Origin of the sequence: Providencia sp. PROV188, from assembly GCF_027595165.1 — a bacterium.
Lineage (GTDB): Bacteria > Pseudomonadota > Gammaproteobacteria > Enterobacterales > Enterobacteriaceae > Providencia > Providencia lanzhouensis.
The window spans coordinates 3,808,143-3,823,661 of record NZ_CP097291.1 but is presented as its reverse complement, the minus strand read 5'-3'; the positions used below and the strand labels follow the sequence as shown (position 1 = coordinate 3,823,661).

Annotated in this window: 16 protein-coding genes and 1 pseudogene; all 17 read right to left on the bottom strand. The window is 34.3% G+C overall.

The window, feature by feature from the left end; genetic code table 11:
• Positions 1-26: 26 nt before the first annotated feature.
• The 17 genes and pseudogenes from M5X66_RS17650 to M5X66_RS17575 all read right to left on the bottom strand — a co-directional run bounded on the left by M5X66_RS17650 (position 27) and on the right by M5X66_RS17575 (position 15,519).
• Positions 27-455: an arsenate reductase/protein-tyrosine-phosphatase family protein gene (locus tag M5X66_RS17650; protein ID WP_154610082.1), complete on the bottom strand. Its 429-nt coding sequence runs from the start codon at positions 453-455 to the stop codon at positions 27-29.
• Positions 456-477: 22 nt separating this feature from the next.
• Complete coding sequence (locus tag M5X66_RS17645; RefSeq protein ID WP_036950785.1) at positions 478-1,626, bottom strand: polysaccharide export protein; 1,149 nt, start codon at positions 1,624-1,626, stop codon at positions 478-480.
• 323 nt (positions 1,627-1,949) lie between these two features.
• Positions 1,950-2,975, bottom strand: coding sequence for a UDP-glucose 4-epimerase GalE (gene galE / locus M5X66_RS17640; RefSeq protein ID WP_270103772.1), 1,026 nt, complete (start codon positions 2,973-2,975; stop codon positions 1,950-1,952).
• Between the two features lie 50 nt (positions 2,976-3,025).
• On the bottom strand, positions 3,026-3,973 hold the full coding sequence (locus M5X66_RS17635) for an NAD-dependent epimerase/dehydratase family protein (RefSeq protein WP_036967047.1): 948 nt from the start codon (positions 3,971-3,973) through the stop codon (positions 3,026-3,028).
• Positions 3,974-3,988: 15 nt separating this feature from the next.
• Positions 3,989-4,744 (bottom strand): glycosyltransferase family 2 protein, encoded by a 756-nt coding sequence (locus M5X66_RS17630; RefSeq protein ID WP_336432853.1) that lies wholly within the window; start codon positions 4,742-4,744, stop codon positions 3,989-3,991.
• Complete coding sequence (locus M5X66_RS17625; protein WP_270103771.1) at positions 4,737-5,903, bottom strand: nucleotide sugar dehydrogenase; 1,167 nt, start codon at positions 5,901-5,903, stop codon at positions 4,737-4,739. Before M5X66_RS17625 ends, M5X66_RS17630 begins: the two co-directional genes overlap by 8 nt.
• Positions 5,904-5,908: 5 nt before the next feature.
• Positions 5,909-6,586 (bottom strand): ChbG/HpnK family deacetylase, encoded by a 678-nt coding sequence (locus tag M5X66_RS17620; RefSeq protein ID WP_270103770.1) that lies wholly within the window; start codon positions 6,584-6,586, stop codon positions 5,909-5,911.
• 4 nt (positions 6,587-6,590) lie between these two features.
• The gene (locus M5X66_RS17615) at positions 6,591-7,322 is read right to left on the bottom strand and encodes a hypothetical protein (protein ID WP_270103769.1); all 732 of its coding nucleotides are present in this window, start codon (positions 7,320-7,322) and stop codon (positions 6,591-6,593) included.
• A 10-nt stretch (positions 7,323-7,332) separates the two neighbouring features.
• A complete protein-coding gene (locus M5X66_RS17610; protein WP_270103768.1) occupies positions 7,333-8,460 on the bottom strand; it encodes a glycosyltransferase family 4 protein in 1,128 nt (375 codons plus the stop codon).
• Entirely contained in the window at positions 8,461-9,264 is an 804-nt protein-coding gene (locus M5X66_RS17605; RefSeq protein ID WP_270103767.1) for a glycosyltransferase, read from the bottom strand. It abuts the gene before it with no gap.
• Entirely contained in the window at positions 9,261-10,505 is a 1,245-nt protein-coding gene (locus M5X66_RS17600; protein WP_270103766.1) for an O-antigen ligase family protein, read from the bottom strand. Before M5X66_RS17600 ends, M5X66_RS17605 begins: the two co-directional genes overlap by 4 nt.
• Positions 10,486-11,043 (bottom strand): acyltransferase, encoded by a 558-nt coding sequence (locus M5X66_RS17595; RefSeq protein WP_270103765.1) that lies wholly within the window; start codon positions 11,041-11,043, stop codon positions 10,486-10,488. The genes M5X66_RS17600 and M5X66_RS17595 overlap by 20 nt, the downstream gene beginning before the upstream one ends.
• An 885-nt stretch (positions 11,044-11,928) precedes the next feature.
• Positions 11,929-12,114: a transposase gene (locus tag M5X66_RS18875; RefSeq protein WP_442959371.1), complete on the bottom strand. Its 186-nt coding sequence runs from the start codon at positions 12,112-12,114 to the stop codon at positions 11,929-11,931.
• 151 nt (positions 12,115-12,265) lie between these two features.
• On the bottom strand, positions 12,266-12,649 hold the full coding sequence (locus M5X66_RS17590) for a helix-turn-helix domain-containing protein (RefSeq protein WP_270103764.1): 384 nt from the start codon (positions 12,647-12,649) through the stop codon (positions 12,266-12,268).
• Between the two features lie 46 nt (positions 12,650-12,695).
• Positions 12,696-12,970 (bottom strand): annotated as a pseudogene (locus M5X66_RS17585) (UDP-glucose 6-dehydrogenase); the annotation flags it as partial.
• A gap of 21 nt (positions 12,971-12,991) precedes the next feature.
• Positions 12,992-14,422: an oligosaccharide flippase family protein gene (locus M5X66_RS17580; protein WP_270103763.1), complete on the bottom strand. Its 1,431-nt coding sequence runs from the start codon at positions 14,420-14,422 to the stop codon at positions 12,992-12,994.
• Positions 14,422-15,519 carry a glycosyltransferase gene (locus tag M5X66_RS17575; RefSeq protein ID WP_270103762.1) on the bottom strand — a complete coding sequence of 366 codons (1,098 nt, stop codon included), beginning with the start codon at positions 15,517-15,519 and terminating at the stop codon, positions 14,422-14,424. Before M5X66_RS17575 ends, M5X66_RS17580 begins: the two co-directional genes overlap by 1 nt.

Sequence of the window (15,519 nt, the reverse complement as noted above, 5' to 3'; positions counted from 1 at the left end):
AGTTTTTAAATAAGTTTAAATAGAGTCTAAATCTTTCCTTGCCACGACTCGGCTGCTTTTTCCATAAGCTGATAAACATGCTCAAACATCTCCTGGCTATGTTTATAAGGATCTGGGATTTCGGTTTTATTCAGCCATTCACCAAATAGCATGACTTTGCCTCGGGTTTGCGGAAATTGCCGATAAAGTTTTTGGGTATGAGTGTTTTCCATTACGAGGATCAAATCTGCCATCTGGCATAAATGCCCGGTCAAACGACGAGAACGATTCTCCTCCAAAGAGAGGTGATGGTTTTTTGCTATATGGCGAGCTTGAGCATCAGCAGGTTGATTTTCCCGCGCAATCAGCCCTGCGGAGTGGATCTTTTTTTGGGGGAAAAGCCCCTGCATTAAACGCTCCGCAGTGGGTGACCGGCAAATGTTCCCCATGCACACGATAATAATGTTATTGAACATAAGTATTTGATTAAAAATAAGATTACCATGCATAAATACGCTTAGTTCCTTCGGCAAGCTGGTTGTATGAGGCGATGGTTGGCAGTAATTGGGTGATTAAACGGTTCCACCGAACAACAGGTGCCGCTGTCACATAAACAAGGTCATAAGGTTGTAATTTAAATTCAGTTCCCATCACGAGTGATGTCGCATCGGAGAGGTCGAGTTGATAAATTTCTGCCATTTTAGAAAAGGGGTTCTCGTCTTCAGAATCTGTTATTGGTGCGGGTTTATGCGTTGACCGAATGACAAAAATCCCTGTTGCACTTGCGGTAGTTTGGCTGAGTCCATTGGCTTTACTTAGCGCTTCAGTGATGCTCATTCCTGCCCGGTCGATAGTCAATGTTGATGGTTTCCCCACTTCTCCCATCACAAAGACCTTTTGCGCATCATTACGGGGAACATAGAGAACATCGCCGGATAGCATTAAGTAGTTTTGGGTTAAATCGCCGTATTGAATTAACGATTGCAGCGAGATTTTTATCTCTTTGCCTTCACGGGTGAGGATCACATTGTCCCAGTCCGCTTTTTCGGTTAACCCACCTGCGGTATTAAAGGCTTCCAAAATAGTAAGAGGGACATTGGTGATGGGCAAGGAACCCGGCTTAGTCACTTCGCCAGACACATAAATTTTTTGCGAACGAAAGGCGGCAATGCTGACATCGATTTGTGGCGCTTCAAGGTAAGCAGCAAGTCGGGTGCTGACTAATTTCCTGATTTCACTGATTGTTTTACCAAGAACGGAGACTTTTCCAATATAGGGATAATAAATGGTGCCATCTGCGTGAACCCAATTCCCTGAATCCGCAGCGCTGCGATAGGAGCCAGCGGGGATAGTGAGCTCAGGGTGATTCCATACGGTAATTGCCAGCACATCCCCCACGCCAACACGATAGTCATAACTGGCTAGCTGCTCTTCAAGCTGAGGATTAGATTTGGCAATCACAGGGGCAATTTGCATTTCGCTTAGCAGCTTAGGGGAGATAGGGTAAATATCCACAAGTTGGTTGATATCTTGCTTACCAGTATCAATAGTCCTTTTTCCTGATGTGGAAATATAGGTTCCCGGGACGAGATGACACCCAGAAATTAGGATGCTCATTGTGATAGCCATGAGAAATTTACTGAACATGATAATAGCCCTAATCAGGATGGATAATGGTAATTTTTAGCAATCGAAGTTACACGACACAAAGTCAGCTCGGGATAATAGTTCAGTTTTAAACAAAAAACCAAATAATTCATCCAAAAATCGATGTTATATAAAAATATAATAAAACAAAAAATGATATTGATGCAGGAAATGTTTTGTGAGTGAAGGGTGGTTTGAGGAATAGACTAGAAGCGAACTAGGGAGTGAGTAGGTTAACTGTGTGGTGAAGATAGAGTTTGAGGGCGTAAAAAATAAAAAGGCGAGCTAGAGGCTCGCCTAATTGATGCTATATCAAGGATGATTTAGCTTTGATAACCGTTGGGGTTCATAGATTGCCAGCGCCATACATCATCAGCCATATCCTGAATGGTATATTTGGCTTTCCAACCAAGCTCGCGCTCTGCTTTTGCTGGAGTTGACCAATATTCAGCAATATCTCCTGCACGACGTTCGGCAATTTTATAAGGGATTGGTTTACCGACAGCTTTTTCAAAAGCAGCGATCACTTCCAGCACGCTGGTTCCTGTACCGGTACCCAGATTATAGATATAAAGCCCTGAATCTTTATTCATATAGTTTAACGCAGCAATATGTCCATCAGCTAAATCCATCACATGGATATAATCGCGGACGCCAGTGCCGTCTTTGGTGGCATAATCCCCGCCGAATACAGCAAGTTCTTTACGGCGACCGACAGCTACTTGCGCAATAAATGGGGTCAGGTTATTTGGGATCCCATTAGGGTCTTCACCGATCAAGCCCGAATTATGTGCACCAACCGGGTTGAAGTAACGTAGTAAGGAAATTGACCATTCGTTATCTGAGATACTGAGGTCAGTTAAAATACGCTCAACCATATATTTACTCGTACCATATGGGCTATTGGTATTTCCGACAGAGGATTCTTCAGTTAACGGGGTATGTTCAGGTTCACCATACACAGTCGCAGAGGAGCTAAAAATTAAGCTTTTAACACCCGCCTGACGCATGCTTTGCACTAAAACTAAAGTACCATTCACATTCACATCATAGTATTCAATAGGCTTTTTAACAGATTCACCGACTGCTTTTAAACCAGCAAAGTGGATTACTGAGCTAATTGAATGCTGAGCAAAAATGGTGTCCAAAATGCTTTTGTCACGCACATCACCCTGATAAAACATCGGTTTAGTTCCCGTGATGGTTTCAATGCGATTAAGCACCTCAAGGTTAGCATTATGAAGATTATCTAAAATAATCGGCTGAATACCTTGTTGGATCATTTGTACACAGGTATGGCTGCCGATATAGCCAAGACCGCCGGTGACTAATACGCAAGAACTGCTCATGGTCGTACCCTGTCTATATATTCCAAAATTGAAATTATGAAAAATGGGTTTTATTTAAACTCATATTGCACAGTATTGGCGATACCTTGTTCCAAAGTAACAGGTGGAACAAAAGAGGTATTTCCAATGTAATTGGATTTAAATTGTGTGCGAGCACAGAATTTTTTCACGCGAATGCTACTAACTGGGAATTCTTTCCCCGTTAGTTTAGAAAGCACATCAAAACAGTAGCCACCTAAAATTCCAACAGGGTATGGAATGCGGATGTTAGATTTAGGCTTATTAAGAGCGCCACAAATGACTGTTGTTAATTCGTTCATTGTAAAATCAGGCTTATCAATGTAATTGAATACATGCTTTCCTTCAGTGAAGGTGGTTGCGAACGTAATAAACGCCGCAATATTTTCTACATAGGCCATTGATTTTTGGTTATTACCAGAACCGATCATTAAGAATCGACCAGACGCAATTTGGCGGAATAAGTTATAAACGTTACCACGGTTATTTTCACCAAAGACAACGGTTGGGCGAATAGTGACTAAGATGTTATCCGCCGATTTTGCCTGCCATGCATCGTAAACGTATTCAGCTTCTAACTTAGATTTACCATAGTGGTTAAATGGATGATATTCGCCATCTTCCCCGGTTTCTTTTTCAACAAAGCCATAAACAGCAACCGATGAGGTGAAAACAATATGTTTGATACCCAATTGTTCAGCGACATCACAGACGTTTTTGGCACCATCAACGTTCACTTCATAGTAAAGGCTAATAGGGTGAACGTTATCTTTGTGTTTTGCCGATAGGTTAATAATAACGTCACTACCTTTCAGTGGCTCGATAAGCGTTTCAGGTTTGGTGACATCACCAAATTCCCATTTTTCAGGATGGGCTTCACTTTTTTCAATATCAACGATTTTGAAATCGATATTTTTAGATTTTAATTGGTTTGACAGACGTGTTCCGATAAAGCCGGAACCACCGATGATAGTTAGCATGATTAGTCCTAATTTTTACTTTCTGATGACGCCTTTAATGGCATAACCAATAAAATATTGGAGTGATTTGAAAGAGTTGAAATTTAGTTCTTCACGATAGAATTTCCATTGATGCTTTGCTGCATTAACCTTGTTTTGGGTCATGCCTGAGTCAGTTCTATATTCTGCAAGGACTTGAGGGCAACAATGAGCTTTATTGCATATCAATAGAATTTTTAACCATAGCCCCATATCTTGTCGTTTTCGAATGAGAGGCATAAATTGTTTGCCTAATGTCTGCGCATCATATACAGCAGTTAAGCAGCCAATAACATTACAGTAGAGTAATTCATTGTATGTTACGGTAGCTGGCGATGTGACAACTTTTCCTTTTCCTTCCTTAGAAAATTTTTGATAGTGGGTATATGACAAGACATGATTGTTTTCTTGCATATCTTTAATTTGGACCTCTAACTTGTTTGGTAGCCAAAGATCATCACTATCAAGAAAAGCAATGAAACGTCCCGTCGCTTCTTCAATCCCTCTATTACGAGAAACTCCCGCACCGCTGTTTGATGACAATTGAATGAGTTTTATTCGTGAGTCAATTACCGACTTAATTATATTAACTGATTCATCAGTTGAGGCATCATCAATAATAATTAATTCTAAATTCTGATAAGTTTGGCTTAGAACTGAATTAATAGACTCATAAATATACTCTGCAGAGTTATAGCAGGGCATAATTACCGAAACTAATTCTTTTTTTATAGGGTCAGGCATATCAATCATTACCAAACAGGTCACGGGTATAAACTTTATCCGCTACATCATCCAGCTCAAGCACCATTCGGTTTGCCAGAATAATGTCGCTTTCTGCTTTGAATGTTTCTAAATCACGGATAACTTTTGAGCGGAAGAATTCATCTTCTTTCAGTACGGGTTCGTAAACCACCACTTCAATCCCTTTGGCTTTGATACGCTTCATTACGCCTTGAACGGCTGAGGCACGGAAGTTATCGGAGCCCGCTTTCATCACTAAGCGATACACACCGACTTTACGTGGTGCTTTAGCGATAATCGCATCAGAGATAAAGTCTTTACGCGTGCGGTTAGATTCCACAATCGCGTTAATCAGGTTATTTGGCACATCGTCGTAGTTCGCCAGCAACTGCTTGGTGTCTTTCGGTAAGCAGTAGCCGCCATAACCGAATGATGGGTTATTGTAGTGGCTGCCGATTCGTGGGTCTAAAGAAACCCCTTCGATGATTTGACGCGCATTCAAGCCACGGCTTTCTGCGTAAGTGTCTAATTCATTGAAGTATGCGACACGCATCGCTAAGAAGGTGTTGGCGAATAATTTAACCGCTTCCGCTTCAGTACCGTCAGTAAACAGCACTGGCACATCTTTCTTAATCGCGCCTTCTAACAACAAGTCAGCGAAAATTTGTGCGCGTTCAGAGCGCTCACCCACCACAATACGGGACGGGTACAGGTTATCCCACAGCGCGCGACCTTCACGTAAGAATTCTGGGGAGAAAATCACGTTGGTGTAACCAAACTCTTCACGCAGACGCTCCGTAAAGCCCACAGGAATGGTGGACTTGACGATAATGGTCGCTTCCGGGTTCAGTTTGTTCACATCGTGAATAACGGATTCCACAGAATTAGTGTTGAAGTAGTTGGTTTTTGGGTCGTAGTCTGTCGGGGTCGCCACAATCACGTATTGCGCGCCCGTATAGGCTTCGACTTTATCTTCGGTTGCACGGAAATTGAGTTGTTTTTCCGTTAGAAACTGCTCGATTTCGGTATCGATAATCGGGGATTGCTTATTATTAAGCATCGCCACTTTTTCAGGAATGATATCGACCGCGACCACTTCGTGGTGTTGGGACAGTAACATGGCGTTAGACAGACCGACGTAGCCGGTACCTGCGATTGCTATTTTCATGAATTTTAAAGCCTATCGATAATTAAATTAGTAGTATTACAATATATAGTGTTATTATCTTTTAGATCTGGGTGAACCATAACTTCAATCATTTCTTTATTGTTTTTAAATGAATCCATTTCATTATAATTAATAAATTTATCAGTGAAGTTTAATCCGTTTTTTTTCATATAAATACATAATATTTTTTTATAAAGAACTTTATGTAATTTATGTGACCCAGTATATCTTGGTAGTCTTATTCTTAGCTTGTATTTTAAAGCTAGTTCGTGAACTATTCTGTAAATAATAGGTATTGTATGTGTGTGATGATGGGAGTCAAGATGTGTTAGTTTAATTTTATGATCGAATAGAAAACTTATTTGATGATCAAGTTCTATCTTAATTTGATTAATTATACATTTATTTGCAAAAAATGAGTTTCTTGATAAGTTTAAATTCAATTCTCCATTACTATCGGTTAATTCACGATAGTTTAAACAGTTTGAATTTAAAGGTTTTCCTTCCATTAAATTCAGATGGCATCCCAAACTGAAATTATCATTATTCTTAATAGCATGCTCAGTTCCGGGCATATTAGCCATCAGTGTCGCAGAGTCAATCAATCTTTTATTAAAACAGTGGATAATAGCATTGTTGACTCGTTCAGAATGACCATAATCATCAGCATTTATAATAAACATAGAGTTAACTTTTTTTAATATTAAGAGCCAGTTGATATAGTGGTGAGTTATATATGTTATAAGTTACATCATCGCCGCCAAATGATAGTTTGAAGTTTCTAATTCCGGCTAATGAACCATCAATAGTAATACCCCCCCAGTCATATAAACTTATACCTATATTTTTTAGTGAAAGAAAGTCATTCCAATGTAGATGCTTATTTGCTAATCCAGTTAATTTGTTATCTTCTTGACTATTGACTATGGAGTATAACAATTCAGCGTAGTTATCAATGACCAGATATGCATGCTGGGCTAGCCAGGTATTATTATGATTTATTTTGCTTATAACTAGATTTTTTCTGTATTTTAGTATTCTTTTGTCTGTTAATAATGGAATGGGTAATTCTTTATTTTTCACGAAAAAATTATAATCAGATATGAAGTTTACAATTTCACTATTATTGTTTTCCTTACTGTCAATGCAGTTAATTAAATTAAATTTAGTATCAAGTTCTTTAGCCTTATTAATATCGTAACGAGTGTTTTTACGTAGGTTGAGCCATAGCGATTCATTACTTAAACTTAAGTCATTTCTCACGCTTCTCTTCTTTCTCGTAATAAACAGGAACGGTCTCTTATTTAAATTACCACCTTTATAAGCTACGAATTTAAATAAGTCACAAAAGCTTGATTTTTTGTATAGCCATTTATCATGGATAGTTAAAAATTTAATGTTGAATTTTAAATCTAACATCTTTGATTCATTACCTTTTACTGTTATTTCTAATTTCGTTAATCAGTTGAAGCCATGAATGATTTTTCAAGAAATTTTCACGCTCAATTTGGTGTGCAGCAGTATTATCCAACTTTAACGAATTGATAGTATGTGCAAAAGCACGAGGTGTATTCTCAGAAACATAATTTACAAGCCCAGGGTATTTATTAAAAATTTCATTTGTGGCAGTATTTATATTTGGGGATGTATTGTTTAATGCAACTAAATGTAAATTACAAGAAATAGCTTCTAATAGAACTTGACCAAAAGGTTCATAAGTTGATGAAAGACAAAATAAATCACTCAGTTTATAGAAAATTTCTGGTTCTAATGTTTTATTAAAAATAAATACACGGTTTGATATTTTTAATTTTTCTATCATTACTTCATAGTTTTTCTTTTCATCACCATCTCCAACTAATAATAAAATATATTCATTTCCTACATGAGGCATGCATTCTATTAGAGTTGAGTAGTTTTTTACACACGAAAAACGGCCTAATCCTAAAATTATTGTTTTGTTCTTTGGTAGCCCATACGCATCTCTTAATTTATTTTTTTCTATTAAATTTGCTGGATTAAATCGAATCGTATCAATGCCAGGAACTATATTTTTTATATCATTTCGTTTTGTAAGGTTAAAAACTTGTGTTTCCATATTCCTACTAAAAACATAAACATTAGGGCTGAAAGTTAGACAAAATCTATCAATCATACATTCTAATTTAAATCTAAATTGATTTTTTTTATTTGAAATATTATTTTGATATTTATGAATTCCAGGAACAATATAATGAAATTGTTTAAATCTTAGTAGTATAAGTGCTAAGGTTGTAAGCATATTTCTACTAATAATAATATCATAATCATTCTTTCTTATATTCTTTAACTTTTTCAGTAGATTAAAGAAACCACGGATAAAGCCACTATGGCGGTAGCGGAATAGTGTAGCACCATATAGGTATTCTTTATCAGGGAGCGAGTGATCTCCGCTGTCACTAGAAATAATTGTAATTGAATGACCTTCTTTTGATAGAACATCGCTAATACTTCTTAATGAATTTTCAACCCCACCTATTTGAGGATAAAATGATGTATTTAATAATAATATTTTCATTTATTTATCTTTTGATGGGTTGGTAAATGCTAGTTTTATAGATTCAAAAAAAAGATTACTTGAATTGTATTTTCTGATATTTTTTAGTATATAAGCAAGGTAGTATATTCTACCCTTAAGATCGCCAAAAATTCGAGTAAAACATAGTATCCTTGAATTAAATGCATTTATGTGATTGAATGTTGAGCCGCTAGACTCTTCGGGATGAAAGCATAAAACATAAGGTATATATATTCCGGGTAGATCATGTTTCAAAAATTTAGAAAGAAAAACTGGCTCATCACATAGAAAATATGTAGTTCCTGCCCCCATATCTTCAGGAAATTTTATATTATATTGTATTACTGTTTCTCGGCGACATGCTACTTGAATGGTTCCTACACCTAAAATTGTTCTATTAGTATGCCTATATGTTGATAGTTTGAATCGTTTTAGCCATGGACCATTAACAGTGTTTTTATATGCAAATGTAATAAACTCAGTATTATTATGATCTGAAAAACTTTGAATGACTTTATCTTGGAATCCTTCCATATAAGTAATGTCATCATCACAAAATAATATTATATCTCCGGTGGCTTTTTCAATTGCAAGGTTTCTACTTCTGGCTACTCCATTATTATTAGAATGATAATAGTAAATATCATTTCTTTTTGCTATTTTCTCGAGGTTACTATTGTATTTATCGATACTTTTGGCTTGGTGGATTATTATTATTTCAGTACAGGAATGTTTACTCGGTAAATTCTCTATTAATGAAATAATGCGATCATCTAAAGTTGCATATAACATGCTTAATTTCATTTTTCATCACCATGAATTAATGATAATTTATATAAAGCCAGCATAATAATAGAAGTCCACACAAAGTGTGTTGTGGTATATTCAGAACGATATAATGAAGTTATAATTATGTTAATGAAAAATAAAAATGCGAGTAATCCATGTCTATTTTTTTTTGAGATTTTTTTTAGCTTTATGAAAATAAAAATAAGATAACTTACAAATAAAATAAATCCTACTATTCCAGAGTCCCATAAAATATCAATATAAAAATTATTGGAAACAGAAAAATCTAGATGGCTTTTTTGTTGAGATAGTTCATTGAATAGCTGAAGCGTATTTATTCCGTAACCAAATAATAAGTGCAGAGTGTCTGATTTAAAGAATTCAGATAGTATAGTTAGATATATGTAGCTTCGACTTGAATTTCCACTAATTTCGTCTTTCAGTTTTTCAATGAAGAATGAGTTATTTAAATCATAGCTGAGTAAAAACACCATAACTAATGATATTAATATTAAAAAGGGTATTGTAATAGTCGACTTTCTATTAATTAAGATAAATGCTGTTAATATCAAAAATAAATGTAGGTAAGCTCCAGTAGAATGCGTTTTATGTATTAAAAAAAGAGTTACCGGAATAAATAAAAATAAAAATTTTTTCCTAGTTAATGCAAGTGATAATAATATCGATTCTATTAATAATGGGGCGTAAAAATTAGGTTCTCTAGCTATAGATGTAAGGCGAAATCCAAGTTCTTTTTTTGTTTCATAAGATGCTCCGTAAACGTTAGAACGCGTTTCAATGAAAGGGAGATTATACTCAAAGGCGATCATTTGATATAGAGAGAAAAGTAGGAAAACTAAAGTGCTAAAGAAACATAATTTTAGATAGGTCGATATGTTATCTCCATGTTGAGTATTTATCCACGAGGAAATCTCAATTAAGATAACCAAGCACAGAGACGCTGTTGCTAAACGAGAAAAAAAAGTAGTTAAATAAAATGTGGATGTGATTTCTGTAACCGATGTACAGAGGCTAAATATACTTAATATAATGAATGAAAAATAAGATAAGATAAAAGTTGCTGATATGGAATTAATCTTTATCTCACCATTATTTTTTATTAAGGCAATGGTGAGTATTAAGAATAGAAACGCAGTTATACCTAAATTATATATATCTAAGGGGGTTGTTGATAATGGACCAGTTAATGCGAAAAAATATATTATAATATTGAAACTAGAAATTTTCACGCTCATATTTATATAGTGCCTTATACTTCTCAATGTAATCATCAATTGATTTTATTTTCTTTGCCGGATTGCCTGCATAAACTCCATTGCTTTCAATATTTCGAGTTACAATGCTACCAGCTGCAATAATTACATTGTCTCCAATATTTATTCCGGGCAAGATAATAGCTCCTACACCAATAAATACATTATTTCCGATATTAATAGGTTTCCGATAAGAGCATCTTGAACCATGCTCCCATATGTTTTTTTTAATTCTTAGTTCGTTCATGAATATTGTTGGAGATGCATCGTGTCCGAGTAAGGTTGCACCAGTAATCGTACAATTATTTCCAATATAAAAGAAGTCACCTTTAGAACTATATGAGAACGAAGAGTCATAAATGATAGTGTCATGGCCAATAAAAACATTTTTATACTCTAATATTTTTTTATCAAGAAAATAAATTTCTTTTTTGATCTTATTATTTATTTTTTTTATATTGACTATAATTGATAGCTTTAATAAAAGTGATTTTTTTATTTTTAATAGAATTTTTTTCATGTTAATAAAATCCATTGATGACCACAATGTCGATTGATAATGTCATATTTAGTCGCACCCATAGCTACCGCACTGGGTTATCAGGTCCCAGAGCGCCATTGAATTTCAGAATTTAGTGTTTATTAATTGAAAATACTGCATTTTTGCTCAATTAATAAACACTGCTTATGATGGTCTTCCCTTATCGGTTGAATCATGCCGTAAGCACAATCAATCAAAAGCCCTTAATAATAGCACTAAAGTATAAGGGTGACTATCAGTGTGAGGCGCCTAAAAATCACTACTTTGCCTGTAATCTTCTGCTCACTTTCTTGAAATCATCAAATGACTTCTTCGTGTATAGTTCTATCGAAAATTGTTAATTTAACATTGTATAGCATATTGGTTTGGGTGATATCTATACTTAGTGGGTAACTTGATAGTCAAGAAAAAACATAAATACGACTAGATAGTATAAAAAATAATGATGATCACAGTAGTAACTTGATGTATGTTATTAATATATAAATAGAATCCGCATGTGTAGCGTAGGAATAGGTAATTACTCGAATAACGGTGTAATCAATGAAATGTAATATTTATAAGAATTGTCTTAGCTGTTTCTTACTTACAAGTATATGTGGTAAACCCGTATAGGAAAATATCGGCTAATTTTTGAGACACTAATTTCATCACTATTTTTGAATATGAATAAGTTAATTATCAGTCAGATTGAATTTGGTAGGAATATTGGGCGAAATAAGATAGGAATATATGGCTGATATATAAAAAGGCCTTTGGTACATGGGCACTGTTCTGCCGATATAACCACGATATGAGCGATACCTTTTCAATCTGACTGTCGATTTTCAATTAAGCTGCTTCATTAACCGCTGAACTGTCTTGTTATTGAGTATTACCCCCCATATTTTTCAATGTTAAATAAATACGCCAGTAACCATAGCGACGTTTATGTTCATGATAAATAGTCTCAATTCGCGCCAACTCTTTCTCGTTGATTTCCGGCTTTTTAATAATCCTAACGTGATAATAAAAACGTTTTTTGCCAGATTTAGTACATGAAGTAAACACTTTAAGGAAAATTTATTTTTGAGAGCTAAAACAGCGAATGTTTTTTCTTTGCTTATTTATTCATCTGTTTCAGCGCTTCCAACTTTTTAGAACGGCATTTTCCGCACGTAAATAAGCCACCTCTTCTTTGAGTTCTTCAAGTGTTTTTTCATCATCCGAGCGAATTGGTGTTATGCATGAGTGTTTCATTGGTAGTCTTCCTTGGTTCACACTCAAGTCCTGAAAATCCCTTCTCATTATATCGATTAAGCCAAACAAATAGGGTTCCAGGGTAGATTAAATTCAGTACAGAGCTAGTGTGAGTGATAGACCAGCCATTTGTCCATATAAGTTTTAACGCTTGAAATCTGGCTGTAACGCAGCGTAAATGTGGCGTAGGTAAGAAAGCATTATTGTCATGAATGGCAATGACTTTAGACCAATATTGAATTTGCTGGTGAGATATTGAATATTTTGCTGAAAGAGAGCGAGAAGATTCCCCAGACAAACATTGATTCGCAATAATGATTTTTGAATTACGACTGTGTTTTGACATAAAAAGACCCCCATTAACTGGTTGTTCAACTATTGAGGGTTACTTCAGAATTGGTGTTGAAGTAGTTGCTTTTTGAGGCGTAGTCTGTTCGAGTCACTACAATGACAAAATAGGCTTCGACTTTATCTAGGGGTGCCGGAAATTAAGTTGTTTTTCCGTTAGAAACTGTTCGATTTCAGTATCAATAATCGGGGATTGCTTATTGTTAAGCATCGCCACTTTTTCAGGATTGATATCGATCGCCACCACTTCATGGTTTGGGGGCAGTAACATGGCGTTAGATAGACCGACATAGCCGGTACCTGCGATTGCTATTTTCATGGCAGGTCTCTTTATAATTAACTAAATATCGAAATTAAGTTTTCTATTTAATATGTAGAAAATTCCAAAACTTGGAGCAGTTAGTAATAAATTTTGTAATATATTGATCACTATCTCTGTGGAAAGGTAACTTTTCATAATAATGAACAATACCATATATAAAGCACACATCATTGATGCAATGAAAATAGCTTTCATTAATTTCTTATAGAATAAATAAATGTTTCTTTTGAAACAATACTTAAACATAATAAAGTAACATTGGAGGAAATTAGCGGAGAAAGATATTATTAATCCAATGGCTATAAATCTTAACTCGTTAAAATAAACGCCAAAACAAATTGCAATGATATTTAGTGTTGCAGATAAAAGCCCAGAAATAAAAAGCAACTGAGGCTTGTTCATTACTTGATAGAATGAACCTGAAGTTGATAATATTGATTGAATTGGAATCATAAATGAAAATAATTTTATTAAAGGAATTACTCTTTCCCATTGGTTACCAAATATAAAAATTACAATGTTCTCACTATTTATATAAATAAAAAAGCTAATTAATATCGATATAAATAATAGTCTAGAAGCTAATTTATTATGCTCTTCAACAATTAGATCAACATTAGACCGTAATTTTGTTAAAACTGGCTGGATTGCTGGTGTCATGGCGAAGGTAGTCAGCATAAGAGGATATTGCATTAGTTGATAGGACTTTTCATAGACACCTAATGCTGAAGTTCCAATATATTTTCCGATGAGAATTTTATCTAAATTTCGTGAGAAGTAGTTAATTAAATTAAATGAGAATTGATAGGATGCAAAGCCAACAATTTTTTTTATATGGTATAGTTCAGAGCCAAAATATGGTCGTCCTAATGAGGTTTTAGCTGATGAAAACCAAGTTAAAATAAACTTTATTACCCCTTGAGATAGTGACCTTGTTGCTAGTGCAATAGCACCAAATTCTAAAAGACTAAAGTAGTATACGATGGATAAACTAATTAATTCTGTTACGCAATCTATTTTTGCTATTTTTATAAAATTGGCATCTTTATTTAATGCTGTTAATGGAATTATATTTAATGAGTTAAATATAATTCCAATGCTTACAATGATGGCTATATTTTGATAGTCATAGCCATCATAAAAATATGTCAGAAAGTAGGAAAAACAATAGAATAAGATTGCAAGAATAATGCCAAGTATCAATGTTGTTGTAAATATTCCATTACGTTGATTTTTTGTGAATGTATCTTCGTTAATAATGGCAGGGCCAATACCTATATCGGCAAGTAATTGAAAAAAAATCACAAAAACTTGAATGGATGCGATAATACCAAATTGTTCAGGGGTAAATATACGAGCATAAATAGCAAGTGCAAAGAACTGAATCAAGTATGTTAGCAATTTACCCGTGATACTTCGTTTTATTGCTGAATATAAAGGATTAGACATTATTTAATTAAGGGTAAGTATTTTTTAGAGAAAGCTTCAGGGCTAAAATAATGATTATAGATATCATGTCCATTTTTACTTATTTCAAATAAATTATCTTTATTATCTATAATTTCGATTATAGCATTCGCTATATCTTCAGGTGTCGGATTTTCCTTGGTAAGGAAAATATTTTCATTTGCAATAAAAAACTCATCGCAAGCTTTTGTTTGCATCGTCAGACATGGGAGGTTTAAAGCGATTGCATCAACGACTTTATTCACTAGAACTGTTGTTGCTTTCTCACTTGATCCAAAATTACCAAGTGCTAAATCACAGTTATTAATTAAAAATTCAGGAAGTTTGCCATTTTTAAATGTGAAATCATTGTTAAATATAATTTTATTATTTATTTCTAGCTCATTTGCTAAATCTTGGTAAGGTTTGGATTTTTCCTCATTGTTACCAAAGATGTAAAAAGTTATGTCATATCCATCGATAAGTTTGATTGCCTTTATTATTTTTTCTAAACCATGTAATGGTATATAATTACCCCACCAGCATAATTGAAATTTTTTTGCGCTCATTTTTATTTGATTTCTTGATTTTATTCTATCAATAACTAAAGGTACTGATATTACTTTACTCTTTGCAGATGAGTGCATAAATTTTAAATAATAATTTTTCTCTGCTTCATTAAGACATACTATATTTGTTGCATATTGAGTTAATTTTTTTTCTATGAACAATAACCTTTTGGCTTTTTTAGATTTCGGAGCTATTTCACCGCGGTCATTGACAGCTGTATCATATGTACTGATATAAAACTCAAGAATTATTTCTTTGTTGAATATCTTACCAATGATAGTATCAAATAGAGAAAAAACAGTATGATTCATTGGTAATATAACTATTTTTTTACTCATAACTAAAAGCAAAACTCTTGCGGGAATGAGAAAAAACATAGAAATAATAGCAAACGCTCTTTTTATGAAATAATTTTTACCTATTGTTAAAAAAAACGGAATATGTGAAAACTCAATGTTATTATCAGTGATTAGCTTGATAATATTTTGTGCTCTATATGAGCTATTAACATTTCCAGAAACAAAAATCAT

Coding starts and splice junctions, on each gene's coding strand:
- M5X66_RS17600 (WP_270103766.1), bottom strand. CDS start 10,505: ATGAGCGTGAAAATTTCTAGTTTCAATATTATAATATATTTTTTCGCA.
- M5X66_RS17610 (WP_270103768.1), bottom strand. CDS start 8,460: ATGAAAATATTATTATTAAATACATCATTTTATCCTCAAATAGGTGGG.
- M5X66_RS17580 (WP_270103763.1), bottom strand. CDS start 14,422: ATGTCTAATCCTTTATATTCAGCAATAAAACGAAGTATCACGGGTAAA.
- M5X66_RS17590 (WP_270103764.1), bottom strand. CDS start 12,649: ATGTCAAAACACAGTCGTAATTCAAAAATCATTATTGCGAATCAATGT.
- M5X66_RS17595 (WP_270103765.1), bottom strand. CDS start 11,043: ATGAAAAAAATTCTATTAAAAATAAAAAAATCACTTTTATTAAAGCTA.
- M5X66_RS17630 (WP_336432853.1), bottom strand. CDS start 4,744: ATGATTGATATGCCTGACCCTATAAAAAAAGAATTAGTTTCGGTAATT.
- M5X66_RS17575 (WP_270103762.1), bottom strand. CDS start 15,519: ATGATTTTTGTTTCTGGAAATGTTAATAGCTCATATAGAGCACAAAAT.
- M5X66_RS17620 (WP_270103770.1), bottom strand. CDS start 6,586: ATGTTTATTATAAATGCTGATGATTATGGTCATTCTGAACGAGTCAAC.
- M5X66_RS17615 (WP_270103769.1), bottom strand. CDS start 7,322: ATGTTAGATTTAAAATTCAACATTAAATTTTTAACTATCCATGATAAA.
- M5X66_RS17645 (WP_036950785.1), bottom strand. CDS start 1,626: ATGTTCAGTAAATTTCTCATGGCTATCACAATGAGCATCCTAATTTCT.
- M5X66_RS17625 (WP_270103771.1), bottom strand. CDS start 5,903: ATGAAAATAGCAATCGCAGGTACCGGCTACGTCGGTCTGTCTAACGCC.
- M5X66_RS17635 (WP_036967047.1), bottom strand. CDS start 3,973: ATGCTAACTATCATCGGTGGTTCCGGCTTTATCGGAACACGTCTGTCA.
- M5X66_RS17605 (WP_270103767.1), bottom strand. CDS start 9,264: ATGAAATTAAGCATGTTATATGCAACTTTAGATGATCGCATTATTTCA.
- M5X66_RS17650 (WP_154610082.1), bottom strand. CDS start 455: ATGTTCAATAACATTATTATCGTGTGCATGGGGAACATTTGCCGGTCA.
- galE (WP_270103772.1), bottom strand. CDS start 2,975: ATGAGCAGTTCTTGCGTATTAGTCACCGGCGGTCTTGGCTATATCGGC.